General features: G+C 44.0%; 21 protein-coding genes and 1 CRISPR repeat array. Of the genes, 8 read left to right on the top strand and 13 right to left on the bottom strand.

The features are described 5' to 3' along the window. Positions 1–95: 95 nt before the first annotated feature. Complete coding sequence (gene hemN, locus HJG39_RS14760; RefSeq protein ID WP_268410174.1) at positions 96–1481, bottom strand: oxygen-independent coproporphyrinogen III oxidase; 1386 nt, start codon at positions 1479–1481, stop codon at positions 96–98. Positions 1482–1626: 145 nt separating this feature from the next. On the opposite strand from hemN, the gene nhaD reads away from it, so the two are divergent. Further along, positions 1627–2946 (top strand): sodium:proton antiporter NhaD, encoded by a 1320-nt coding sequence (gene nhaD / locus HJG39_RS14755; protein ID WP_326849265.1) that lies wholly within the window; start codon positions 1627–1629, stop codon positions 2944–2946. 207 nt (positions 2947–3153) lie between these two features. Here nhaD and HJG39_RS14750 read toward each other — a convergent pair whose 3' ends face one another. After that, positions 3154–3378: a helix-turn-helix transcriptional regulator gene (locus tag HJG39_RS14750; RefSeq protein WP_268410172.1), complete on the bottom strand. Its 225-nt coding sequence runs from the start codon at positions 3376–3378 to the stop codon at positions 3154–3156. Positions 3379–3965: 587 nt separating this feature from the next. Here HJG39_RS14750 and HJG39_RS14745 point away from each other — a divergent pair. Continuing rightward, on the top strand, positions 3966–4415 hold the full coding sequence (locus HJG39_RS14745; protein ID WP_268410171.1) for a helix-turn-helix domain-containing protein: 450 nt from the start codon (positions 3966–3968) through the stop codon (positions 4413–4415). A gap of 2 nt (positions 4416–4417) precedes the next feature. Here the strand turns inward: HJG39_RS14745 and HJG39_RS14740 are convergent, their stop codons facing one another. The 5 genes from HJG39_RS14740 to HJG39_RS14720 form a co-directional block, all read right to left on the bottom strand. Continuing rightward, positions 4418–4666, bottom strand: a complete 249-nt coding sequence (locus HJG39_RS14740) for a hypothetical protein (RefSeq protein ID WP_268410170.1) — start codon at positions 4664–4666, stop codon at positions 4418–4420. Between the two features lie 31 nt (positions 4667–4697). Further along, positions 4698–4841, bottom strand: coding sequence for a hypothetical protein (locus HJG39_RS14735; protein WP_268410169.1), 144 nt, complete (start codon positions 4839–4841; stop codon positions 4698–4700). A 64-nt stretch (positions 4842–4905) separates the two neighbouring features. After that, positions 4906–5286, bottom strand: a complete 381-nt coding sequence (locus tag HJG39_RS14730) for a hypothetical protein (RefSeq protein ID WP_268410168.1) — start codon at positions 5284–5286, stop codon at positions 4906–4908. 172 nt (positions 5287–5458) lie between these two features. Then, a complete protein-coding gene (locus HJG39_RS14725) occupies positions 5459–5746 on the bottom strand; it encodes a hypothetical protein (protein ID WP_268410167.1) in 288 nt (95 codons plus the stop codon). Positions 5747–6232: 486 nt separating this feature from the next. Continuing rightward, positions 6233–7606 (bottom strand): hypothetical protein, encoded by a 1374-nt coding sequence (locus tag HJG39_RS14720; protein WP_268410165.1) that lies wholly within the window; start codon positions 7604–7606, stop codon positions 6233–6235. 167 nt (positions 7607–7773) lie between these two features. On the opposite strand from HJG39_RS14720, the gene dgt reads away from it, so the two are divergent. Both dgt and HJG39_RS14710 read left to right on the top strand, forming a co-directional pair. Then, on the top strand, positions 7774–9234 hold the full coding sequence (dgt, locus tag HJG39_RS14715) for a dGTPase (RefSeq protein WP_268410164.1): 1461 nt from the start codon (positions 7774–7776) through the stop codon (positions 9232–9234). A 132-nt stretch (positions 9235–9366) separates the two neighbouring features. Then, the gene (locus tag HJG39_RS14710; protein WP_268410163.1) at positions 9367–10098 is read left to right on the top strand and encodes a sulfite exporter TauE/SafE family protein; all 732 of its coding nucleotides are present in this window, start codon (positions 9367–9369) and stop codon (positions 10096–10098) included. Between the two features lie 21 nt (positions 10099–10119). On the opposite strand, the gene HJG39_RS14705 is transcribed toward HJG39_RS14710, so the two are convergent. Next, positions 10120–11826, bottom strand: coding sequence for an EAL domain-containing response regulator (locus HJG39_RS14705; RefSeq protein ID WP_268410161.1), 1707 nt, complete (start codon positions 11824–11826; stop codon positions 10120–10122). 308 nt (positions 11827–12134) lie between these two features. On the opposite strand from HJG39_RS14705, the gene crp reads away from it, so the two are divergent. Next, positions 12135–12794 (top strand): cAMP-activated global transcriptional regulator CRP, encoded by a 660-nt coding sequence (gene crp / locus HJG39_RS14700; RefSeq protein WP_268410160.1) that lies wholly within the window; start codon positions 12135–12137, stop codon positions 12792–12794. On the opposite strand, the gene HJG39_RS14695 is transcribed toward crp, so the two are convergent. Beyond that, positions 12791–13228 carry an SRPBCC family protein gene (locus tag HJG39_RS14695; RefSeq protein WP_268410159.1) on the bottom strand — a complete coding sequence of 146 codons (438 nt, stop codon included), beginning with the start codon at positions 13226–13228 and terminating at the stop codon, positions 12791–12793. The genes crp and HJG39_RS14695 overlap by 4 nt on opposite strands. A 113-nt stretch (positions 13229–13341) precedes the next feature. On the opposite strand from HJG39_RS14695, the gene rssA reads away from it, so the two are divergent. After that, the gene (gene rssA, locus HJG39_RS14690) at positions 13342–14328 is read left to right on the top strand and encodes a patatin-like phospholipase RssA (RefSeq protein WP_268410158.1); all 987 of its coding nucleotides are present in this window, start codon (positions 13342–13344) and stop codon (positions 14326–14328) included. A 72-nt stretch (positions 14329–14400) separates the two neighbouring features. Here the strand turns inward: rssA and hslU are convergent, their stop codons facing one another. The 4 genes from hslU to priA all read right to left on the bottom strand — a co-directional run bounded on the left by hslU (position 14401) and on the right by priA (position 19305). Further along, positions 14401–15732: an HslU--HslV peptidase ATPase subunit gene (gene hslU / locus HJG39_RS14685; RefSeq protein WP_268410156.1), complete on the bottom strand. Its 1332-nt coding sequence runs from the start codon at positions 15730–15732 to the stop codon at positions 14401–14403. A gap of 14 nt (positions 15733–15746) precedes the next feature. Next, on the bottom strand, positions 15747–16271 hold the full coding sequence (hslV, locus tag HJG39_RS14680; RefSeq protein WP_268410155.1) for an ATP-dependent protease subunit HslV: 525 nt from the start codon (positions 16269–16271) through the stop codon (positions 15747–15749). Positions 16272–16514: 243 nt separating this feature from the next. Then, on the bottom strand, positions 16515–17042 hold the full coding sequence (locus HJG39_RS14675; RefSeq protein WP_268410153.1) for an SPOR domain-containing protein: 528 nt from the start codon (positions 17040–17042) through the stop codon (positions 16515–16517). Between the two features lie 67 nt (positions 17043–17109). Beyond that, entirely contained in the window at positions 17110–19305 is a 2196-nt protein-coding gene (gene priA / locus HJG39_RS14670) for a primosomal protein N' (protein WP_268410152.1), read from the bottom strand. 237 nt (positions 19306–19542) lie between these two features. Between priA and rpmE the strand changes: the two genes are divergently transcribed. Both rpmE and HJG39_RS14660 read left to right on the top strand, forming a co-directional pair. After that, on the top strand, positions 19543–19755 hold the full coding sequence (gene rpmE / locus HJG39_RS14665; protein WP_268410151.1) for a 50S ribosomal protein L31: 213 nt from the start codon (positions 19543–19545) through the stop codon (positions 19753–19755). 449 nt (positions 19756–20204) lie between these two features. Continuing rightward, positions 20205–21458 carry a malic enzyme-like NAD(P)-binding protein gene (locus tag HJG39_RS14660; protein ID WP_268410150.1) on the top strand — a complete coding sequence of 418 codons (1254 nt, stop codon included), beginning with the start codon at positions 20205–20207 and terminating at the stop codon, positions 21456–21458. Between the two features lie 439 nt (positions 21459–21897). Continuing rightward, positions 21898–23415: a CRISPR direct-repeat array (repeat unit 31 nt; unit sequence GTCGCTCCTTCACGGGAGCGTGGATTGAAAC). Between the last annotated feature and the right edge of the window lie 125 nt (positions 23416–23540).

The raw sequence follows: 23540 nt of genomic DNA, 5'->3' as shown, positions 1-23540 counted from the left end.
GTTTAATTTGTTTCAAACAAAGCGCCCGATGTTATGCACTTTTATGTGGCAGCATCGGGCTTTTTTGTGCGTGTTAGTTTGAACAGAATTCAGCGTTAAATCACTTTAGAGAACGTTAAGTTGCGTTGATATTTGGGGAGATACTTATCGAAAGTCATGCAAATGGTGCGTGAAAACTGTCGACCTTGCTCCGCAACTTCGATGGCGTTGTCTGTGATACTCAATAAACCATCTTGCATCATAGGTTCAAGCATATTCAATTCTTCTGCGAAATACGCCGTAAAGTGAATGCCAAATTCCGCTTCAATGGATTGCATGTCTAAATGACAGTGGCAGATTAACTGCTTAATTACCGCAGCACGAATCAAATCATCAGTGGAAAGCCTAATGCCTCGTTCAACCACACTGGCTGTTTCGCCAACGTCTAACTTATCTAGTTCGCGATAGTAGTCGTGTAAAGTTTTGCAATTCTGTGTAATCACGTTGCCTACTTGGCTGATAGAGGTGATACCAAAGCCCAGCAGATCGGCGTCTGACAATTCGGTGTAACCTTGGAAGTTACGATGTAAGCGGCCTTCGCGCTGAGCAACACTCAAACTATCATTGGCTTTAGCGAAATGATCCATGCCAATGTGTTGATAACCGATAGCGAGTAAACGGGCTTTTGCCGCATCTTGCATCGCGGTTTTCATGTTGGCTGAGGGCAACCACTCATCCTTAATTTTGCGCTGTGCAGCGAAGCGGTCCGGCATATGAGCGTAGTTGAAAAGTGAGACTCTATCCGGTTGCAGCGTGGCAATGCAGTCTAGGGTGTATTCAGTGGTTTCAACAGATTGATGCGGCAAGCCGTAAATCAGGTCCATATTGACAGAATCGAAACCAATGCGCCGTGCGTCCTGCATAATTTGTTCAACATCTTCAACTGTTTGCACTCGATTAATGGCCGTTTGAACCTGATTATCGAAGTCCTGTATGCCCATGCTGATGCGGTTGAATCCGATGTGGTGTAGTGCGTCAAGATCCCCTTTTTCTACTAAACGCGGGTCAAGCTCAATGCTAATCTCCGCATCGTCTTTTAGCGTGTAATGAGCGCGAATGGTGTCTATCAGAATGTTGAGTTGATTTGGGCGTAAGTAGTTTGGTGTGCCGCCACCTAGATGAATCTGACACACTTTTTGAGACGAAAATACGCTGCTTCGTTGCGCAATTTCTTTGAAAAGATAATCTAAATAACGGCTGACCTTTTGTGCTTGTCGTGTCACCATTTTGTTGCAGGCACAGTAATAGCAAAGTTGATGACAAAAGGGGATATGGATGTACAAGGAAAGCTCGTTATAGCGGGAATGTTGCACGGCATCAAAAAGATCGGAATCATAGGTTCCTTCAGCCAATTCCATTGCCGTAGGATAGGAAGTATAGCGAGGGCCGCTTCGGTTATATTTTTGGATTAAGTCTGCTGTGTTATTTACGGGCCCATTCATTTCTATCACTCCGGTCAATTTTTTAGGAATTAATTTTACCCCTTTACTTCGTGGTAGGGGTTGACGTACATCAAGAAAAAGAGGATTTCAGGTATTCATGGTTAAATTTGAGACGAATGCAAGCATGGCTCAAGGAGGGGAGCTAATGATTGATTTAACACATCATTGGGTGGGAATTCTGTGCTTGATTGTCTTCACTGCTAGCTATTTATTGGTTTTTTTGGAAGACAAGATAAACCTCCGCAAATCCAAACCTATGTTGCTTGCGGCAGGTATTATTTGGGGCTGTATTGCCGTGTATTATACCGCTACAGGCAATAATGAAGCCGTGGCAGAAGGAATGCGCCACAGTTTCTTGGAATATGCTGAGCTATTTTTCTTCCTACTCGTCACTATGACGTACATTAATGCCTTGATGGAACGAGGCGTATTCGACGCCCTTCGATTGTGGCTTGTGGCCAGAGGTTTCACCTATCGGCAGTTGTTTTGGGTCACAGGGGGATTGGCATTTTTACTATCACCTGTTGCTGACAATCTGACCACCGCTTTAATTTTATGCGCGGTTATTTTAGCGGTGGCGAATGGGCACAAGCAATTTGTTCTTGCATCCTGTGTCAATATTGTTGTTGCGGCTAATGCTGGAGGGGCTTTTAGTCCGTTTGGTGATATTACGACCTTGATGATTTGGCAAAAAGGCATGGTCCCGTTCTGGGAGTTTTTCCAGCTGTTTTTGCCTGCACTCGTGAACTTTCTAGTACCTGCTTTGATTATGCAGTTTTCAGTATCAAAAGAAGTGCCACCGCAGCATGGCTTGTTAGATATTCAGGTAAAAATTGGCGGGCGTTTTATGGTGGTGTTGTTTGTGTCAACCATCATCACCGCAATCTTGTTTCATACCATATTAGGGATACCGCCAGTATTTGGCATGTTAACCGGGTTAGCTTACTTGAAATTGTATGGTTTTTTCCTCAATCGCCGAGCGCGCCACTGGCAACATAAAAATGACAACCCACCAGTAGGTGAAGATGCAAATGAGTTTGATGTCTTTTCCCGCGTTGCTCATGTTGAATGGGATACCTTGTTTTTCTTCTACGGTGTGATCATGGCGGTTGGAGGGCTGGGCTTTGTGGGGTATCTAGCACTTACATCGGAACTGATCTATAACCAATATGGGTTTACCGCAGCGAATACGGTAATAGGAATGGTTTCGGCAATTATTGATAATATTCCTGTTGTCTATGCCATTTTAACGATGAACCCTCAGATGCCCCATGAGCAGTGGTTGCTGATTACCCTAACCGCTGGGGTAGGGGGAAGCTTATTATCGATAGGCTCTGCCGCTGGCGTGGCGTTAATGGGGCAAGCGAAAGAGCATTACACCTTTATGGGGCATTTAAAATGGACGCCGGTTATTGCGTTAGGATATTTTGCGAGTGTTGGTGTTCATTTAATGATAAATGGCTAACGAAGAAGCTGCTGAAAAGTGGTAATTGTGTTGAGATGAGTAAAGGTTGAGATCAGGAAATGCGCTTCCTCGACATTTCCTGAGCATTGCGTAGTAGAGTCACTGCATACGGCTTACATCTATTTTTTTCCGTAATGCAGTTTGTAAAAGCCACTCTTGCATAACGCTAGAGTTCGCTCTTTCAAGATCTCCTTCTACGCGGGACTTTCAAGCAGCGCTGCTCAACTCGATATGAGAAATTAAGTCTGCCGCACTTAGACCACACGCTTGAGCCATTGAGATAAACTGGTTAACACTAGGCGTTCCAATATTTTTTTCCCAGTTTTCGTAAGTTTTTCTCGTTTTTACCCCTGCTGCAGATGCCATATCTAACGTCCGAAGCCCTGCAACCATTCTCATAGCGCGTAGATCACTTCCTTTCACTAATCTCATGATTCACCCCTAAGTTGATTTTTTGATTTTAATAATTTCGAAAATTTAACCAGGTGATCGATATCTCCTGTCAGCCAGCAATCTTTATTTGTAATGCGGCTGAAAAGCATAAATTAAGAGGCATAAAGAATCCTCTGAAAAAATGCGCGGTGAATTTACTTATTATTTTTGTATAGATCAAGCTGAATTTTCGAAAATATATAAGTTAATTGTTTGTTAAGGTAAATAAATGGTTTGTGTGTTTAATGCTGCCCATAATTCAAGTAAGTGACTATAAAACAGCTAGTTATAGGTTTTCTCTTCTTTTGCTGTGTGAAGTTAATAACTCTGTATTATTAAATATTTACCTTTATAAATTTTCGATATTTGTAATGCTATTAAGGTTGGAATTTGTCATTTCCTTTCTTAGGTTGCCTTCTTCTGCTTTCAGCTTGTATTTGAGTGGGTAAAGCGATTATTTATTTCAATTTTTTGCAACTTTGTTCAGGTAACAATCTTACTCCTCTCTAAGAAGTGTAAAAATTTATTGTTTAATCGGTGTATTAGGGCGAAAATTCGTAAATATTTTGACTCAAAGGCAGGCAGGTATGACTGAATTCGATGTAACCGCAATTTTTCAGCGAATGCATAAAGCATGTGGTGTAAAAAACGATTATCAGTTGAGTAAGTTCTTAGCGGTAAAAGCGAGCACTGTGAAGGGATGGAAGGACGCAAAACATCCACCCTATAAAGCATGTTATGAGATTTACGAAAGAACCGGGGTATCGGTTGAATGGTTGTTATCGGGAAAAACGGTTAATGAGCCAATGATTGCCAGTAAGAGTAATGGAAAGAATCAAGGCGCTGACGCATTACCCGACTTCGAGGCTTTCGCATCAAAATACCTTAAATCTATTGAAGCTGGACTGATTTCAGGGTTTATCCGTTTAGAGTCCCAAACCACACAAGATGAGATTATTATTATGGCCCGCCAGCTGTATGCAGAGCTGGTACAAGATGAGTTAATTCCAAAGGGAAAGAGCCGAAAGGCATCTTAACGTTAAACTTCCCTTAAGCCATTTTTTCGTCCTTTAATTTTCTTAACGTACTGGCACCATTTTTCATCTTCTTGCACGCGTTCAACAATATCCTCTATCGCTATAATTTCTTGTTGCCAGCGCGCTGCCCGTTCGTACATAGCTTCCGGGGACTCTTGGACTTGCACTGGTTTTTGCGCGATCTTGAAGATGGCAACGCCTAGCAAGATGAACAGAAAAGCGATGCTATGTGTTAACAAAAGTATAAGCATGTAAGTTCCTGTAATGTCGGCTTTCAATGAGTTACTTAAGTAGCTTCAAGCGAGATTGTTGCTTATCCGGTAACGCTTTAATGAATGTTTTCCATTCTTCTAACTGACGGCATTTTTCAATAAAGTCGTCCATTTGTTGGATTTCCATACGCCAGTTAACAACGCGTTCGTACACAGATTCGGGAATATCTTCTCGCTTAATAGAGCGATTCGCGAGGAAACATATCAGTAGTCCTACGCTAAAAAAGATCCCGGCGAAGAGAAATTTTAATATTAAAGTTAACATCAACGGTTCCTTTTAAAAGAGTGGCTAATAGGCTGATACCAATACAAATATTTAAAGCGGGAATACCGTATTGATAGGCTTCACGGATCACAGGTGATTGAACCGTAATCGCGCTGATATATCGTAGGATTTGTAGGCTAGACAGCGCGCATAAGAACCATAATACGCGCTGTGTACTTGGGGTTTTGCTGATGTTACTCCAAAGGTGTAATTGCGTGATGGCAAACACCATCATTAGATAACAGAGCAGCCAAGTGCCCGTCCAATAGATAACGCCTACAACTCTGTCCCCATTGAGCGCGAGCTCTAAGAGGGGATTTCTAATATCATTCATTATATATTCTCCAAACCCTATCACCGATGTGGTGATAAGGATGGAGCTTATCCGCTGGTAAATGCCTAAACTGATAAAGAAAATCAGCGTATAAATATACGGAAGGCAATTGTCCAAGGTGAATAAATATTCAATCAAAAGCGTTTTCTCTATTCACTTTCTATTTTCTTGCTTATGGCAAAGTTACGGTCAAACAAAAACCTGCCACACAGAACGTTTTAACGTTAGAAGCGCTTGCTAAAGATGGGTCTGGTGGGAATACACCGCCGCCGCCACCTTGTGCAACGTAAGTTCTACTGCTAGTTGATGAATCTTGATTCGATGTTGCTTTTGTAGAACTAATACTACTGCTTTCAACTAAGGTGTTCACATTTGCGCTATTGCTTTCTGTGGCATGTGCTAAGAAAGATAGAAAAAAGGTGGTTACAATGATGGATAATATTTTATGCGATAATTTCATTTTTTCAACTCCTAAAGGTAAATTAAGGCACAATTAAATGTGCTAATCGGCATTATACACATAAGGTAATATTGTTGTCACAAATATGAATGCTTATTAAGACAGTCGTTAAAGTCAATTTTACGTATATGTGAAATTGATTACTCTGGTTTTTTCAAGACGTTGAGTCTATGCGGAATATAGATTCTCAATGGGGTAAAATGGTTTTACTTATTAAGGTTTCATTAGTAACTAAAAGTTCTTTACAAAAAAAATTATTCATAAGAAAGAAGCAAATTAGTTATGTTTTGTTAAAAGTGCAGGTAAGTTTTGGGGTAGTAAAAGCCTTATAAATCGAGTTGAACAAGAGTTTTTGTGCAATATTATTTACGTTTACGGAGAAATAAATTCGGTAAAGCCTCGTTAATACGCCTCTTTTTCAAGAGTGGTTGTCACTTATGTGATACTAAAAAACTCAGGCAAATGTTCGTATAAAGGAAAAGTGGGTTATCCTTTGGTTAACGCTACTTTACCTGTTGTAAAAATAGCGTCGAGTCGTTCTTTTTGATTTAAATTTAACGCTGCCTCATGAGGTTTTGATAAAGGGAACTGGCGCAAAGATGCTTCTTTCTTTAAGAGTTGTGTGAAGACGGTGGTATTGGAAAGTGTGTCTAGCTGTTTAGCGACTCTTTGAGGGGACCATCGCTCAAAACTGGGCAAACAGCAACGACTAAACGCCTCAAGTACCTTATCAAGGGAGCTGCCCTGCTTTCGTAATGCAATGTCAGCCAATAAAAAATATGCCGCCCCTCCCCAATAAACATGCATGGTCTTATTGGCGCGGATAAGTGCTCTTTGATTAAAGTCCCTTCTGCCACGTTCAAACCCCTGTGTCAGCTTACGCCATGCGGTGTGAGGTGTAATAAGCCCTGTTCGTGCGCGCGCGACATATTGATAATAGCTGGCAATGCCTTCAGACATCCAACGAGCACCTGGAATCAACTTAGGCAGAAATAAATGGCTGAGTTCGTGGCTTCCCGTCCAGTCGGCGATGAATTCTTCGAGTGGGCGGGTTTGGTCAATAAAAAAGTGAACAGAAGGATAACCACCTCGTTGAACCTCTCCCCAAGGAGTTGGCCCAGAGCGTTTACCTATGGGGATGATTAACACTTTTACATTGGTCTGAGGGAAGCGACCATATACCGATTCAATGGCCTGCGCGGTCACGTTTAACCACGATAACCAATCGTTGGATCGTGATGTAGCGGAACCCGCAATAGCGACATCTAACGACGTATTATGTAGGTGTAGTGTTTCAGTTTTGATCTCACCTAAAAGCGTTCGACTATCCCATTCCAAGCCCGTCTCGGAAATTTGATAATGCATCCCCACTTTTTTAAACGGCAGGAACGCCTGAATACGCTCTCCCGTTTTGTCGGTGATAGTGAATTCAGCGTGACGGAAAGCCGGGTCGAACCAAAACCAGCGTTTTGTATTTAGTACAATCGCGCCATGACTTTTGAGCGTGTTGCGCCAATCGCTCGTTGTGCTTACATCAACTTCGTAATACACACATTCATTGGGTGACGCTTTTCCATGAGTTGTAACTTGAGACCCATGAATGTTTAAGGTTGTTCCTGCTTGGATAAATGAGCGGGTGTAAGCCGATTGTTTAGTGCTGTGATTGGTTAAGGTTATTGCAGCAAGACCTCGATAACATAGCGCAACTTGCAGAGTATCGTTGGCTTTGTCCCACATGAGATGGTAGTGCGCATCCACTGACTCACTGGGCAAAATGGCTTGATGTTTTGCGCCATAAGCAGGATTCGCTGAAATAAACAACGCGAACAAAATAAAAAGGAAGCAGTGATGTTTAAGCATAAGTGAGTTGACGAATTAAGCACTAATATTACCGAACGGTACCGTTGGTAGGTTATTTCACTTGGATATGTTTCCGATTGTTGCGAGAATCCTTACCAGACAATCAACACATTAATGAAGACTATCCAAAACACTAAGCTGCATGAATTTGGAAGCGGGATAACTGAATGATTGATTTTAAAACTAAAATAAACCCGAAAAGGCCAGAGAATACCAAAGAGTGCAAAGATGCTGATGCGCTTCTCAGGCAGTTTGAAAGCGATCGTGGGCGAATTATCAATTCTGCTGCGGTGCGGCGTTTGCAGCAAAAAACACAAGTTTTCCCGTTAGAGCGCAATGCAGCGGTGCGCTCCCGACTAACGCATTCGTTGGAAGTGCAGCAAGTTGGGCGTTTTATCGTACAAAGTATTTTTCGAGCGCTCAGTCAAGAAGACGTTAAAAGCTATGGTTTAGAAGGGTTAGAGCGCCATGTGGAATCCGTAGTTGAAATGTCCTGTTTGATGCACGATATTGGCAATCCGCCTTTTGGGCATTTTGGTGAGCAGGCGATTAATGATTGGTTTCAGCGTAATCTTCACGACTCATTACCCGCTGCAACGGACAGTAACGAGAAACCGCGTTTGAGCGAAGAGTTGGAACGCGACATTTGCCATTTCGAAGGCAACGCGCAAGCAATTCGCTTAGTCCACACTTTGCTTAACTTGAATCTCACCTACACTCAAACCGCAGGGATTCTGAAATACACTCGCTGTGGCAGTGAGGAGAAACCCGACAAAGAAGATGAAGGTGCGTATATTCGAAAAAAAGTAGGATATTACGACAGTGAAAAAGTCTTTGTTGAAGAGCTATGTAATGCGCTTGATATGCAGATAGGCAACCGTCATCCATTGAGCTATATCATGGAAGCAGCAGACGACATTTCTTATTGTATTGCTGATTTAGAGGATGCGGTAGAAAAACACATTATTGATTTAGAACGTTTGAGTGAAGAGCTCAGCAAAGCGTTTGCAAAACAACTTAAAGACTTTAGGTTATCGGAGGAAGTGTCTTCGGCACATGACCTAAATAAAATGCTGAAAAAGGCAAAAGAGCAGGCAAATTCAGACCCTATCGCTCCATCTAGTCAGTTTTTTGTGAGCTTACGCGTTAGTGTTATCCACCCTCTAGTGAAGCATGCGGTGAAGCGCTTTATCTCCAATATTGATGCTGTATACAACGGCCATTTCAACCAAGCGTTGTTAGAAGATAAAAGTGAAGCTCATGCGATTACGGAAACCTTAAAAATAGTGGCAAGAGAATTTGCGTTTTGCCATCGAGAAGTGGAATCCATGGAACTGAAAGGCTACAAGGTTATTTCCGGTTTATTAAATGCGTATCAGCCTCTGCTGAAGCTTTCACGAGCGCAATTTGAAGCGGTTGCTAAAAACGAGAAATCGGCGAAGCTGCTTGAGTCTCGATTGTACAAAAAGCTCTCCAATAAGCATGTAAGAGCGTACCAACAAGCAATAGAAGGGCAGAGCGACACCACAGAGTTTTATTATCGTTGCCGATTGTTACAGGACTATATTAGCGGCATGACGGACCAATTCGCTTTGGATGAATACCGTGCGCTAATGGTCATTGATTAGCTTTGGTCGTTTAAAAACGCGTTTACCAGTAGGCGTTTATCGGGATAAATCAGCGTTATGTCGTGAATTGAAAGCATAAGCTGGCTGTCTGCCTTTCTTTAAAGGATAATCGCGACTTTTTGAGGGCAATGCGTGGACTTTCTTTCCGTTATTGATTCAACCTGGTACTGGGCCGCACTCGCGTTGTTAGCTGGTTGCACCATACAAACTGCTGTTGGTTTTGGTATGGCGTTAATTGCCGCACCTATTATTGTGATGGTGAATCCGCTTTGGGTTCCTTATGTATTAACCGTAACTGCCCTAGTATTAAGTGTCAGTAACGCATGGAATCAGCGTCATGATATTCAGTGGCAGCAGCTTGTTCCCCCAATGATTACACGTATTCCCGGCACTGTTTTTGGAACGTGGATTCTGGCGTTGATTGCGATGCAATGGTTACAGGTAATTGTTGCCGGTATGGTGTTGCTGACTATCTTTGTCACTATGCGTATAAAACCCTTTGCTTCTACGCCTGTGAATATGGGTATTGCCGGTTTTGTTTCTGGTATCACCGGTACAACAACTAGCATTGGTGGACCGCCAATGGCGTTGGTTATGCAGCACAGTGAGGGTAAACATGCCCGAGCCAATCTTTCCATTTACTTTGTTTTTAGCTGCATTATGTCGCTAATAGGCTATATGTGGGCAGGATTAATGTCTCAAGAGCAATGGGTAGTTTCCCTGACGATGGTGCCCGTTGCCTATTTAGGTTTCTATTTAGGAAAATTGTTGCGTCCGTGGGTGGATAACCGATTCCGTCCGGTACTGTTGTTAACTTGCGGAGGGTCAGCAGTGGTCGCCTTGCTAAATGTGTTTTTGTGGTAGTAAACCGTGGCCTTACTACCGCTATACCGTTTCGGCATCAAACTCTAACGAAGCTAAAACATCACTGGGAACAGGTTTACTAAAGTAATAACCTTGTAACCGTTCAACCCCTATTTTCTGACAAAACACCATGTTTTCTTGCGTTTCGATCCCTTCTGCAACAATGGAAAGGTGCATCGACTTCAGCATTGAAACTAACCCTTCGAGTAACGAAATGGATTTTTTCGAGCTGTTTTTATGTGGCATCAGGCTTTTATCAATTTTAACCGTTGATATTGGGAAAGAATGTAAATGCTGAATGGAAGAAAAGCCGGTACCAAAATCATCTAGCGCAATCTTATACCCTTGTGAAGAAAGCGCGTTGAGTGTTCTCATCACATCAGTAGTATTTTTCAGTAGTACGGTTTCTGTTATTTCAATTTCAATTTGTGATGGCAGTAAGCTGTATTGCTGACGTTTGCTATTTAAAAATTGAACGAGATGGGGGTCGTGCAACTGCCGAGGCGAAATGTTAATCGACATAACGAGGTTGTCGTCGAGTAGGCTTTGCCACTGGTAAAGTTGATGTAATGCTTCTTCTATAATCCAGCGCCCTAACTCCAAGATTAACCCTGACTCTTCCGCCTCATGAACAAATTGGTCTGGAAAAAGCAGTCCTTGGGTGGGATGCTGCCAGCGTACAAGGGCTTCACAACTGAGTAAGTGGCCTGTTTTCGCAGAAATCATGGGTTGATAATGCAAAACAAACTCACGTCTTTCCAAGCCCAGTTTGATGTCTTCTTCAATTTGGTAACGACGCATAAATTGCTCTTTAATATCGTCGTCAACAAAGCAAATCGTATTGCTCCCGGTTTGTTTAGAGCAATATTCTGCAATACCTGCACTACGTAACAGCTCTGCTGCGTTACGAGCATTTTGAGGGTAAAAGGCCACGCCCATAGTGACATTGATTTTGAGCTTTTGATTCCCCACTTGTAACGGCTTTTTAAGCTTTTCAAGTATGCGCTGTCCGATGTCATCAATATGTGCATAGAGTAAGCCCGTTAAGAGGATGGCAAATTCATCTCCTCCTAAGCGAAAAACTTCTTCGTTATCCTGTGCTAAATGACGGAGTGTTTGTGCAAGGTGCTGAAGAACTTGATTACCAACCTCATGACCATAGGCATCATTAACCCATTTGAAATGTTCAATATTAACCATGACTAAGCCAATACAAAAATGTTGGCCTTGGCTTTGTTCAACGGCAGTGCGTAAAGCATTATCGAATTTGTATCGATTCCCTACATTGGTTAGTGAGTCGTGCTCTGAAATGTGTCGCATTTTTTCATAACTTCTCCTTAGCTTACTGTCTAGGTCGCAGTGCGCTTGAGCTTGCACAATTGCATGACTCATGATTTTGGCATCCAATTCCTCTTTTGCTACCACACTGTGTGCGCCTGCGTGAATACACTTGAGGATGTACTCTTTGTCCGAGCTATCGCTCATCAGAATAAGCGTTACCTGTAGGTTGGCAAGTTGCTCTTTTATTTTCGAAATAAGCAAAAAACCATTTAAATGCGATGTGCCGTCAGACACCAAAACAACGTCAAATTGCAGTTCATTAAGTAGGGCAATAGCGGATTCGAGTCCTATAGCGCTTTCAACATAAGCAGTGGGGTAGGTTTGCTTGATTAGTGCCTCAATGGTTTGGCAATAGTCTACTGACTCATCAATGACTAATAGATTCATAAATTCATCATCCTTACACAACCTGTGGTAGCCTTTGTCTTGATGTCACTATCACTGCTGCAAACACAGACAATACTTGGCTGTATAATGACCTTAGTCTAACTCAATAGAAATTTCCCGCTACCGACGAAAATTCAAGCAGTTTGGGTTGTACGTGGTTGTCATGGCGTGTTTTTTTTTGGCAAATTGTTGACGAAGGAATACACTGGTTTGGGGCGCGAGGTGTTACGGTGTCGTTATGTTGTTGCGTTACCAAACCAATTTCAAACCAAGTAATTGTTGTACTTAACTCAAAGAGTGAGAGAGAAATGGGTCCAGAATCGCCCTCTTATTTTGAATCAGAAATCGATATTGAAGACTTTTTATCCCACTGTACGATAAAAGATTACCGTCGACAGAGTATTGTTGTCAGACAAGGTGAAAAGACGGATCGTTTGTTCTTCCTATTGAAAGGTTCAGTGTCTGTTATCCGTCAACATGAAAACGACAAAGATATTGTTCTTGCGTATCTGACTCAGGGAGCTTTTTTTGGTGAAATGGGATTGTTTGACAAAGGTCAGTTGAGAAGCGCAACGATACGCGCCCGTACAGCATGTCAAATTGCCGAAATTAGCTATACAAAGTTCACTGAGTTGAGCACAACGCGTCCGGGATTGATGTTTACGTTGTCCCAACAGCTAACTCGTCGTTTGCAATCAACATCGAAAAAAGTGTCAGATTTAGCTTTCTTAGATGTCACGGGTCGGGTGGCTGCGTGTTTGCTTGAGTTATGCAATCAACCCGATGTGGTAACACATCCTGAAGGTGTGTTACTGAAAGTAACGCGTCAAGAATTGAGCATGGTTGTAGGTTGTACTCGAGAAATGGTTGGGAAAGTTATCAAAAGTCTTGAAGAACAAGGGCTTGTGGCAACAGTCGGTCATAGTATCGTTGTATTACACCAAGACGAAGACAATACTAATACCTAATGCTGGGCTGATAAGCCGCCTAGCACGACGGAAAGTTCCTCTAAACACATAATCCAAGCTTGGTAATGCAGGTTATAATCTTCTTCGTCGTCGAAGTTACTGTGTTTAAGCTGGATTTGTGTGGTGCCTTCATTGATTTCTGTAAAGTTAATCTCCACTTGGCTTTTGTGATCTTCATCCAGCCAGTGCCAAGTAAATTGCAGGCGTTGGTTTGGTATCACTTTTAAATAGTAGCCTTCTAGGGTATGAATATTATTCATGTCGTCGGACAAGCGTAGAACGAATTTACCTTCTTCTGTGGGGTTCGACATGGCTTGCTGAACCGTCATTCCAAGTGGGCGAAACCACTGTTGTAGTAATTCTGGTGAGATGAAGGCATCATAAACCGTTTGTAGAGGGATGCTAAGTGTGACGTCCAGGATTAATGGGCGCATAGGATTCCTTGTTTAACCGTTGGGTGTCGTATCGGAACAACCCCCCACGTTCTTTGGTCAGATATTTAAGCATTTTATAGCGTTATGTATCGATTATCTATCGGAACTCTAAGATGAAGTTAGGAATTGTATTCGGAAGTGGCGCTGCTCGTGGTTGGGCGCACATCGGTATCATGAATGAACTGCACAAAATGGGCATTAAACCCCATGTGGTTACAGGGACTTCTATCGGTTCACTTGTTGGAGCCGCTTTGGCTGCTGGTCGACTTGAAGAATTAGAATCGTGGGTGCGAGGCTTAACTAATTGGCAAGTGTTAGGCTTGTTAGATTGGGGGTTGGGAAAAGGGGGCCTTGTGAGCGGTCAGCGGGTATTTGATAAGGTCGCACAAACCATTGGTGGCTTAACCTTCGACCAGCTTGATATTCCATTTGGAGCCGTGGCGACAAATCTAGAAACTGGTCGTGAAGCGTGGTTAACACAAGGGGAAGTGAAATCCGCCATCCGCTGCTCTTGCGCTATTCCGGGATTGTTAGCACCTGCTAGGCATCAAGACCAATGGTTAGTCGATGGAGCAACGGTAAACCCCATTCCGGTTTCATTGTGCCGAGCATTGGGCGCGGATTTTGTAATTGCTGTTGACTTAAACTCGGATAAGTCCCACAAAGTGGTGCGCCGTATTGAAAATGAAGCTCGAAACAGGAAAGCCAAAGAACAGCGCCTACAAGAAATTGAAAAAGAGCAAAACGAGCTTGAAGAAGAAAACCAACAACGAAACGCATTCGCACGCCTGTTATCGTCAAGTAAAGAATATTTACATCAAGTAGCAGAAAGGCCAAAAGAAGATAAAGCCCCCGGCGTATTTGCAGTGATGGCGGGCTGTATCGACATTATGCAAGATAAGATCACACGCTCACGATTAGCGGGGGAGCCGCCCGATATTTTGTTACAACCCAAAGTCGGAAGTTTCGGGATCATGGAGTTCCACCGAGCAAGTGAAATTATTGCTGAAGGTGAGCGTTGCGTGGCAGTATCAAGGAATATGCTTGAATATGAGCTTGAGCATTTCTCTCATACCTTGAGTGAGTTTGCAGATGAATAATCAAAAGAAAACCCCGAAGAGTCGGGGTTTTTTTAGCGTGTTCTTGGAATGAGGTTAAAACTCAGTTCACATTTACAGAATAAAGCGACTAAGATCTTCGTTGTCGACTAAGGCATCAAGGTGATCGTCAACGTATTTCGCATCCACGACCAATTTCTCGCCATCTTTTTCAGAGGCATCAAAAGAAATATCCTCCATTAAACGCTCCATCACCGTATGCAAGCGACGAGCACCAATATTTTCAACTTTTTCATTCACTTGCCATGCAGCATGAGCAATACGATCGATGCCACCTTCAGTGAAACTAACGTCCACACCTTCGGTTGCTAGTAATGCCTCATATTGCTCGGTTAAGGAAGCATTGGGCTCTGTAAGAATGCGTTTAAAGTCTTCCGTAGTCAGTGGTGATAACTCTACACGAATGGGTAGTCGCCCCTGTAGCTCTGGAATCAAGTCGGATGGCTTTGACATTTGGAAGGCGCCGGAGGCGATAAACAGAATATGATCTGTTTTTACCATGCCATGTTTGGTACTCACGCTTGATCCTTCGACTAAGGGAAGTAAGTCGCGCTGTACGCCTTCGCGCGAAACATCCGCACTTGTCGTGCCTTCTCGCTTACAAATTTTGTCGATTTCATCAACAAAAACAATGCCATTTTGTTCAAGCGATTCAATGGCTTTATCTTTTAGCTCTTCTTGGTTAACTAATCTTGCAGCTTCTTCTTCAATTAACAGCTTCATCGCTTCTTTAATTTTAAGCTTCTTCTTTTTCTTTTGAGAGCCACTTAGATTCTGGAACATGCCTTGAAGCTGATTGGTCATTTCTTCCATGCCCGGAGGGGCCATGATTTCAACGCCTACCTGTGGTAATGCCACATCAATTTCAATTTCTTTGTCGTCTAGGCTACCTTCTCGTAACTTCTTACGAAAAACCTGACGCGTACTGGATGAGGTGTCCGAACCTTCTTTTTCACCCCAAACATTTTCTGCTGGTGGAATAAGCGCATCTAACACGCGATCTTCTGCTGCTTCCTCAGCACGGAAACGCACTTTTTGCATTTCCTGTTCTTTGGTCATTTTCACGGCAATGTCGGCAAGATCGCGGATGATAGTCTCGACTTCTTTACCTACATAACCTACTTCGGTGAATTTGGTCGCTTCAACTTTAATGAAAGGCGCATTGGCAAGTTTTGCCAAACGACGAGCAATTTCGGTTTTACCCACGCCTGTTGGGCCAATCATTAGGATGTTCTTTGGGGTTACTTCTTGACGTAAATCTTCGTTTAGCTGCATGCGGCGCCAACGGTTACGAAGTGCAATGGCAACAGCGCGCTTGGCGTCTTGTTGGCCGATAATATGGTTGTCCAACTCGTGAACAATTTCTCTAGGAGTCATTTCAGACATGTAATTGTTCCTACTTAGTAATCTAGAATTTCAACGGTTTGACTGTGGTTGGTATACACACAAATATCACCGGCAATGGTTAGCGCTTTTTCAGCAATTGTTTTTGCATCTAGGTCAGTGTTTTCTAACATCGCTGTAGCTGCTGCTTGGGCGTATGGACCCCCTGAACCGATAGCAATAAGATCGTGCTCAGGCTGAATCACATCGCCGTTACCTGTGATAATCAGCGATGCTGTGGAGTCGGCTACGGCTAACAGCGCTTCAAGTTTTCTTAACATTCGGTCGGTACGCCAATCTTTAGCGAGTTCTACCGCCGCTTTAGTTAAATGCCCCTGATGCTGCTCAAGTTTAGATTCAAAGCGCTCAAATAAGGTAAAGGCATCAGCTGTGCCACCAGCAAAACCGGCAACCACTTGCTCTTTGTACAAGCGTCTGACTTTGCGAGCATTGCCTTTCATTACCGTGTTGCCAAGTGATACCTGACCATCACCAGCCATGACAACCTGATTGCCTCGACGAACGGATACGATAGTAGTCACGTTAATTCCTGTTTTCTGGGTAAGTGAGCGAAAAACACACTTACTAACTAAAGATGATTTTTCTCAAGTGGGGATGATTTGTGGCTTTTCAACCCTAACAACCCGCAATACCGGTTGTATTTGAGTGCATTGATTGTTGAGGTCTCAGGAAGTGGAAATACCCCCCTACAAGAAGAAAAACGCCCGAGTTTATCGAGCGTTTTAGTTACTATTTCTAGTTGTGATAACTTATGGCGTTTGTATTTAGTTATCCAACCAAATTTGGCATGTGGTGATGGATGCGCGTCGTAATTTATGACGATCGCGTTCTCCGTCACGTTTGCTTGAATATGGACCCAACACGACACGGTGCCATACACCATTTTTGCCGTCTGTGGTTTTTACCTTAGATTCTAAACCTTGGAACGCAATAGTGGCGCGCATTGCCTCGGCCTGTGCAAGTTTGCGGAAAGAACCACACTGCATGATGTAGGTTTTATTGCTTTCTGGCTGATCCGGCACTTCCACTTCTACGGTGGTATTCGGGTCAGGTAGGATTTTCATAAACTCCCACTTTTCTTTTGGCTTTTCCGGCAGAGGGTCTTTTTTCTGCGTTGGCGTAGCACGTTGCTTCTCAACGACATCTGCCTGTTTATCTTGGATATACCAAAGAAACGCCACAAACCCGATGATCAAAATCAGGGTAATGCTTAGTCTGATCCAGGGAAAAGGCTGGCGTGGTGGAGGCTGTTTTTTAGACTGCCCGCGACTAACGTAATCTTTAGGGGCCATATCTCATCGTTTGCGGTTAGAATTTGGTTAGCCATTCTACTGCTTGAATTTCGAAGGTAAACACTCGTTAGTAAAATTCTTGTGGATCAACATCTAACGACCAACGCACTTTCGCTGCCAAGGTATGCGACTCAATAACCGGCAAAGTATGATGTATAGCCGCATGAAGGTTAGCGCGTGACGGACTTTGTACCACAAGTTGGAAACGATAACGCCCTTGTCGCTTTTCTAAAATCGCGGGTACTGGGCCAATGGCTATTACTCCATGAGTTTGGCGTAAAGGAGCGAGTTGAGCTTGTAAAAAGCTGTAGGCATCTTCTGCATGCTTTGCTTCTGCTCGCAATAACGCTTGATACGAGAACGGCGGAAGGCTAGCGTATTGGCGCTCCATCAGCAGTAAACGTGAAAAATGTGCATAACCGTTGTGAATGAGATCTTCGATGAGTGGATGCCCGGGGTGATGTGACTGTAACCACACTGTACCGGGTTTACTTGCGCGTCCTGCGCGTCCAGCAATCTGCGTTATCAACTGTGCTAACTGTTCTGCGCCACGAAAATCGGCACTAAATAGGGCGCTATCAATATCAACCACCACCACCAATGTGACGTTGGGGAAATGGTGGCCTTTAGCAAGAATTTGTGTGCCTAATAACAATTGATGTTTGCCACTATGAATCGATTCCAGCGTTTGATTCAAATTCTGCTTTCCGCGCATGGTGTCGCTATCAATACGCACGGAAGAATATTGTGGGAATAGCGTTTGCAGCCCTTGTTCTAATTGCTCCGTCCCCATACCTTGAGGCGAAATATCGTGACTTTGGCAATCCTGACATTGATTTGGCAAATAGCGGTGATGTCCGCAGTGATGACAGTGTAACTGCTGAGATTGCCGATGAACGGTGTACGGCCGTTCACAATGACGACAAGTTTCGACGTGACCACAGTCATGACAAATTAGCGCAGGTGCATAACCGCGTCGATTCAGAAAAACCAACACCTGATTGCCTTGTTGTAAATGATGCAGCATTTGCTTGATGGTCTCAGGCGCCAGCCCAAATTGCAGCGGCTGTTGGCGTAAATCCAGCACATGATAATTGGCTTTAACTGCATTGCCTGCACGCTCATGCAATTGATAGTGCTGATAACGTTTGCTTAGTGCATTATGCAGGCTTTCTAAAGAGGGCGTGGCAGAGCCTAACAGTAGCGGAATATTTTCTTGCTTGGCTCGCATAATGGCAAGGTCGCGGGCATGGTAGCGAAAAGTATCATTCTGCTTATATGAGCTGTCGTGCTCCTCATCAATGATGATCATGCCTAGCCCATTAAATGCGGTAAAAACCGATGAACGGGTGCCAATAATTAAACCTAGTTCGCCATTTTGAGCCCGCTGCCAAACAGACAAACGCTCGTTGTCGGTCATGCCTGAATGTAAAACGCCTACTTCTATCTGAAAGCGATCTTGAAAGCGGGACACAGTTTGAGGCGTCAAACCAATTTCCGGCACCATAACCAACACTTGTCGGCCTGCACTAAGCACGGGCTCAATGGCTTGCAAGTACACTTCGGTTTTGCCGCTTCCGGTTACGCCTTCTATTAAACTGACACTAAATTGCGAAAGCTGTTGTTTAATCGCACTAATAATCACTGCTTGAGCCGGCGAAGCGAAGGGTTTGTCTCCAATACTGAGCTGGCTTTGCCATTGCGTATTGGGCTTAGGAATAATGTCTTCGGATTCAATAAGCGCCTTTTTACCAAGCTGCTTTAACACTGCGGTATTAAATTGCTCACGCAGTTGTAGTTCTGTTGTTGCGCCTTTTTGTAACGCCAACAACACCTGTTGCTGTTTTGGGGCGCGTTTTAAGCTTGAGACTTCAGTTTGCTCACCGAGTTCGGTTAGCTTCCAATAAGTAATGCTGGGGCGAGTATTGGTATCGCCTTTACGTAATTTGGCCGGTAAAGCTGTGCTAAAAACCTCACCAATTGGGTGTTGATAATAACCTGATGCCCAATGCAACAAAGTGCGTTGTTCTTCATTTAGCACCGGTGTTTCATCTAAACATTCTCGTACCGCTTTTAGTTTGGCTCTATCCCATTCGCTGGTGTCTTTCACTTGCAATATCACACCAATTAATTGCCGAGAACCAAACGGGACAATAACCCGCATTCCGGGGGATGGCTGCACTTCAGCAGTGGTTAACCAGAGATAATCGAATCGTCTACGGAGGGGGACTGGCAGGGCAACTTCAACGATAGGGCGGTACATGCATTCCTCAAATGAAAGTTGATCAAAAAAGCACCTTAAAAGCTTGAACAACTGAGGCTGATACATTAATATGCGCGCCTCTTTGCGGCAAGCCTAATTCTTAGTTTGTTAGGTTGTGCAAGCACGAATTTATTAAAAACGGTGCGCTATGTTGTTCCAGCGAACCTTTGAACTTAACAACGTATGGTGGCCAGCTTCGGGTTGGTTGGCGATGCGGCCTGATTATTGAGGTTATCCATGAAAGAAGGTATTCATCCTGAATATAACGAAATTACTGCTAACTGTTCTTGCGGTAATTCTATGAAAATCCGTTCTACTTTGAACAAAGATTTGAACCTAGACGTTTGCTCTGCTTGCCACCCTTTCTACACAGGTAAGCAAAAAATTGTTGATACAGGGGGTCGTGTTGACCGCTTCAATAAACGTTTTGGTGCGCTTAAGTCTAAGTAAGCAAAACCATTGCTTAGAAAAAGCATCCTTCGGGATGCTTTTTTTATGTCTGCTATTTCCTTCATGTCGCTTCGATATTCCCAGAATAGAGTCACTTCTAAAAATAAATGAGCATCACTACGATTCTCCGCAGAACATCATTGATTCAACTCCAGTAAAGCGATACCAACTGTTTGCTTTTATTAAACGATTAAGCTTTTTGATAGGTAAATATTGGTCTAAGTTGGTGCAAAAATTTATATTCTGCATACATTAAATAAATGGATCTTTTACACATATCCCATTAGATTTATGAACATAACGAAGTAAATAATCGAGAACCTATTGGGAGTATAAAAAAGGGCAAAAGACTCTTCGCAACTGGTAGGACATTGGTTCGCTAATTAACTGTTATTATTCGTTATTTGTCACCCTCATAAACACACATTGTAACACCTATAGGCACATTTATGTCCGATAAAAGAGCAGAAGCGTTACGCTATCATGCGGAACCCGTACCAGGAAAAATTGGTATTTCCATCACTAAACCTGCTGAGAGTGCCCAAGATCTAGCCCTAGCATACAGCCCCGGCGTAGCCGAGCCCGTTAGAGAAATCGCAAGCGATCCAGAAAATGCATATAAATACACAGCAAAGGGCAACTTAGTCGCTGTTATCTCTAATGGCACAGCGATTTTAGGGCTAGGCGATTTAGGCCCTCTTGCTTCTAAGCCGGTTATGGAGGGCAAAGCACTGCTATTCAAACGTTTTGCAGGGCTAGATTCCGTCGACATTGAAGTGACCCATAAAACCACAGAAGAGTTTATCGACACGGTTGCGAATATTGCTGATACTTTTGGTGGTATTAATTTAGAAGATATTAAAGCGCCCGAGTGCTTCGAAATCGAAAAAGCGCTAATTGAACGCTGTAATATTCCCGTTTTCCATGACGATCAGCACGGCACGGCAATTGTAACCGCCGCGGGCTTGTTAAATGCATTGCAAATTCAAGGCAAACGCATCGGTGAATCTGTGATTGTTTGTTTGGGAGCCGGCGCAGCCGCGGTTGCTTGTATGGAAATGTTGGTGAAGTGTGGTGCGCAGCGTGAACATATTTATATGCTCGATCGTCAAGGCGTGATTAACACTCGTAGGGACGAGTTGCCAGCGCACAAACGCCTATTCGCTAACAACACAGACAAACGTACGCTGGAAGATGCATTAGAAGGCGCAGACGTCTTTGTTGGCGTTTCTGGCCCGAATTTGTTGCCAGTTGAAGCCCTATCAAAAATGGCGCCAAACCCCGTTATTTTCGCGTGCTCGAACCCAGACCCAGAAATTAAACCTGAGTTAGCGAAAGGCGCTCGTGATGATTTAATTATGGCTACGGGCCGCTCGGATTACCCTAATCAGGTTAATAATGTATTGTGTTTTCCGTTTATTTTCCGTGGCGCAATGGACGTCCGAGCATCGGTCATTAACGATGAAATGAAGCTAGCGGCTGTTGAAGCGATCCGTGCATTGGCGCAAGAAGAGGTTCCGGCATCCGTTTTGACTGCGGCGCAAGTGGAAAGCTTATCTTTTGGTAAGGACTACATTATTCCAAAACCAATGGATCCACGTTTATGTTCACGTGTTGCAACCGCAGTTGCAAAGGCAGCAATTGAAACGGGGGTCGCCGCAATTACCTCGTTACCGGATGATTACCTAAACGATTTAGCTTAATACTTGTCAGTTAAATGAGTGATTTGTGGATAGCGAGTGAAAACTGGCTATCCATTTTCATTTTGATTTTCTAGTCCGTTCTAACCTCCAAAAGTCGTAGCTTTGAAAGGGCGTTCACTTAACGCAATGCTGCTAGATTTTGTGCGAGGCTTTGAAAGGTTAAAGCAAGCCAAAGTCGCTTTCGCATCCCTGCGCGCTCAGACTTTTCATCCCTGAAAAATATGCTTTGCCTTGCTCCAATCCTTCCAAATCTTTTCAGATCTGCGCTAACCCTTGGTTCACATGAAAACCCTAGGGGTCTAGCGCATACTAAATTCATATTAAAAACAGTAAGTTATAATTTTTGGCTAAATTTTGAACGCTGAAAAAGTGCGTAAAATTCGAGGTTAGCGCAAAATGCCATTTCGCCCCCTGCCAGTTCTGGCTTGCAGAAGGGGCAGTCGCTCCTTCACGGGAGCGTGGATTGAAACACAAGCAATGCAAATCATGTAACGGTGGTGGCGGGTCGCTCCTTCACGGGAGCGTGGATTGAAACTGTGCCTTGGGCAAGGATGGCCCCAGCACGGGTAGTCGCTCCTTCACGGGAGCGTGGATTGAAACATCTCACCGTCAAACAGCCTGTAATCAAGCTGTTGTCGCTCCTTCACGGGAGCGTGGATTGAAACTACGGCTTGCGAAAGCTGTGAAATTTGCTGCTTCGTCGCTCCTTCACGGGAGCGTGGATTGAAACCAAATGATTTTTTGAGGATGTCGCCAAGCATGACGTCGCTCCTTCACGGGAGCGTGGATTGAAACAAATCAATGTTTCTTAACTTTAAAATGTCTCCGTCGCTCCTTCACGGGAGCGTGGATTGAAACAGGGGACATATATTCACTTATAAATCGACCAGTTGTCGCTCCTTCACGGGAGCGTGGATTGAAACATAGCCGTACTGATATAGCTAAAGGTGCTTAAATGTCGCTCCTTCACGGGAGCGTGGATTGAAACCAAAGGTTGTAAGCGTCATGATCAGTTGTCGAAGGTCGCTCCTTCACGGGAGCGTGGATTGAAACAAGGTTTGTTAACATTAACCAATAAAACCGCGCAAGTCGCTCCTTCACGGGAGCGTGGATTGAAACAAGCAAATGAGTTGCCAAATACTTAACGGCCCCGTCGCTCCTTCACGGGAGCGTGGATTGAAACCTGATTATCATCAGCAATCTTGCGCTTGCTGATGTCGCTCCTTCACGGGAGCGTGGATTGAAACCCGCTGATTGAGCAAAAAAAGAAGCGCTTTATGCGTCGCTCCTTCACGGGAGCGTGGATTGAAACCGGTATTGGCGGCATAGTCGCCGTTATATTCCGTGTCGCTCCTTCACGGGAGCGTGGATTGAAACATCCCCTGACAAACCCTCAAAGCTGACATCACCAGTCGCTCCTTCACGGGAGCGTGGATTGAAACAAAAGATCTCGCTAAGGTGGGCAACACCGGAAGGTCGCTCCTTCGCGGGAGCGTGGATTGAAACGGGTAAATCGCCTTTTTGAGCTTTTTAAGGTCCGTCGCTCCTTCGCGGGAGCGTGGATTGAAACTTAAACCGCGCAAAAGCGCATTAACCAAACGGTGGTCGCTCCTTCGCGGGAGCGTGGATTGAAACATCAAAAAACGAAAATCGGGAAGAAGATGAAGGGTCGCTCCTTCGCGGGAGCGTGGATTGAAACAAATTTAGGATGTCCCCACTCCTGCAACATGTCGTCGCTCCTTCGCGGGAGCGTGGATTGAAACAAAAATGCGCAAATTGAGCGACCACGAAGCATTGTCGCTCCTTCGCGGGAGCGTGGATTGAAACGTAGGCGTCTACCTCATTGTAGATTGCCATATTAGTCGCTCCTTCGCGGGAGCGTGGATTGAAACGTCTCTTTGATGTTTTCCGGCTTTGCGGCTGGTTGTCGCTCCTTCGCGGGAGCGTGGATTTATCACTAGAAGCGATGAGTGATATGCCCTTTTAAAACGCTCCGAGACAGGACGTCGAGGTGCAGCGGTCATGGATGACGAAAAGCGTGTTTTAAAAGGGTATTCACTTAGCGCAGAAGCACCACTTAGC

It is taken from the genome of Alteromonas sp. a30, assembly GCF_026788005.1.
Classification (GTDB): Bacteria; Pseudomonadota; Gammaproteobacteria; order Enterobacterales; family Alteromonadaceae; genus Paraneptunicella.
Note: the sequence above shows the minus strand (reverse complement) of the source record. Positions and strands in the feature narration are given on the sequence as shown.

Excerpts from the sequence above, each read along its gene's own strand:
- hemN (WP_268410174.1), bottom strand. The coding sequence starts at position 1,481 with ATGAATGGGCCCGTAAATAACACAGCAGACTTAATCCAAAAATATAAC.
- nhaD (WP_326849265.1), top strand. The coding sequence starts at position 1,627 with ATGATTGATTTAACACATCATTGGGTGGGAATTCTGTGCTTGATTGTC.
- HJG39_RS14750 (WP_268410172.1), bottom strand. The coding sequence starts at position 3,378 with ATGAGATTAGTGAAAGGAAGTGATCTACGCGCTATGAGAATGGTTGCA.
- HJG39_RS14745 (WP_268410171.1), top strand. The coding sequence starts at position 3,966 with ATGACTGAATTCGATGTAACCGCAATTTTTCAGCGAATGCATAAAGCA.
- HJG39_RS14740 (WP_268410170.1), bottom strand. The coding sequence starts at position 4,666 with ATGCTTATACTTTTGTTAACACATAGCATCGCTTTTCTGTTCATCTTG.
- HJG39_RS14730 (WP_268410168.1), bottom strand. The coding sequence starts at position 5,286 with ATGAATGATATTAGAAATCCCCTCTTAGAGCTCGCGCTCAATGGGGAC.
- HJG39_RS14725 (WP_268410167.1), bottom strand. The coding sequence starts at position 5,746 with ATGAAATTATCGCATAAAATATTATCCATCATTGTAACCACCTTTTTT.
- HJG39_RS14720 (WP_268410165.1), bottom strand. The coding sequence starts at position 7,606 with ATGCTTAAACATCACTGCTTCCTTTTTATTTTGTTCGCGTTGTTTATT.
- dgt (WP_268410164.1), top strand. The coding sequence starts at position 7,774 with ATGATTGATTTTAAAACTAAAATAAACCCGAAAAGGCCAGAGAATACC.
- HJG39_RS14705 (WP_268410161.1), bottom strand. The coding sequence starts at position 11,826 with ATGAATCTATTAGTCATTGATGAGTCAGTAGACTATTGCCAAACCATT.
- crp (WP_268410160.1), top strand. The coding sequence starts at position 12,135 with ATGGGTCCAGAATCGCCCTCTTATTTTGAATCAGAAATCGATATTGAA.
- HJG39_RS14695 (WP_268410159.1), bottom strand. The coding sequence starts at position 13,228 with ATGCGCCCATTAATCCTGGACGTCACACTTAGCATCCCTCTACAAACG.
- rssA (WP_268410158.1), top strand. The coding sequence starts at position 13,342 with ATGAAGTTAGGAATTGTATTCGGAAGTGGCGCTGCTCGTGGTTGGGCG.
- hslU (WP_268410156.1), bottom strand. The coding sequence starts at position 15,732 with ATGTCTGAAATGACTCCTAGAGAAATTGTTCACGAGTTGGACAACCAT.
- HJG39_RS14675 (WP_268410153.1), bottom strand. The coding sequence starts at position 17,042 with ATGGCCCCTAAAGATTACGTTAGTCGCGGGCAGTCTAAAAAACAGCCT.
- priA (WP_268410152.1), bottom strand. The coding sequence starts at position 19,305 with ATGTACCGCCCTATCGTTGAAGTTGCCCTGCCAGTCCCCCTCCGTAGA.
- rpmE (WP_268410151.1), top strand. The coding sequence starts at position 19,543 with ATGAAAGAAGGTATTCATCCTGAATATAACGAAATTACTGCTAACTGT.
- HJG39_RS14660 (WP_268410150.1), top strand. The coding sequence starts at position 20,205 with ATGTCCGATAAAAGAGCAGAAGCGTTACGCTATCATGCGGAACCCGTA.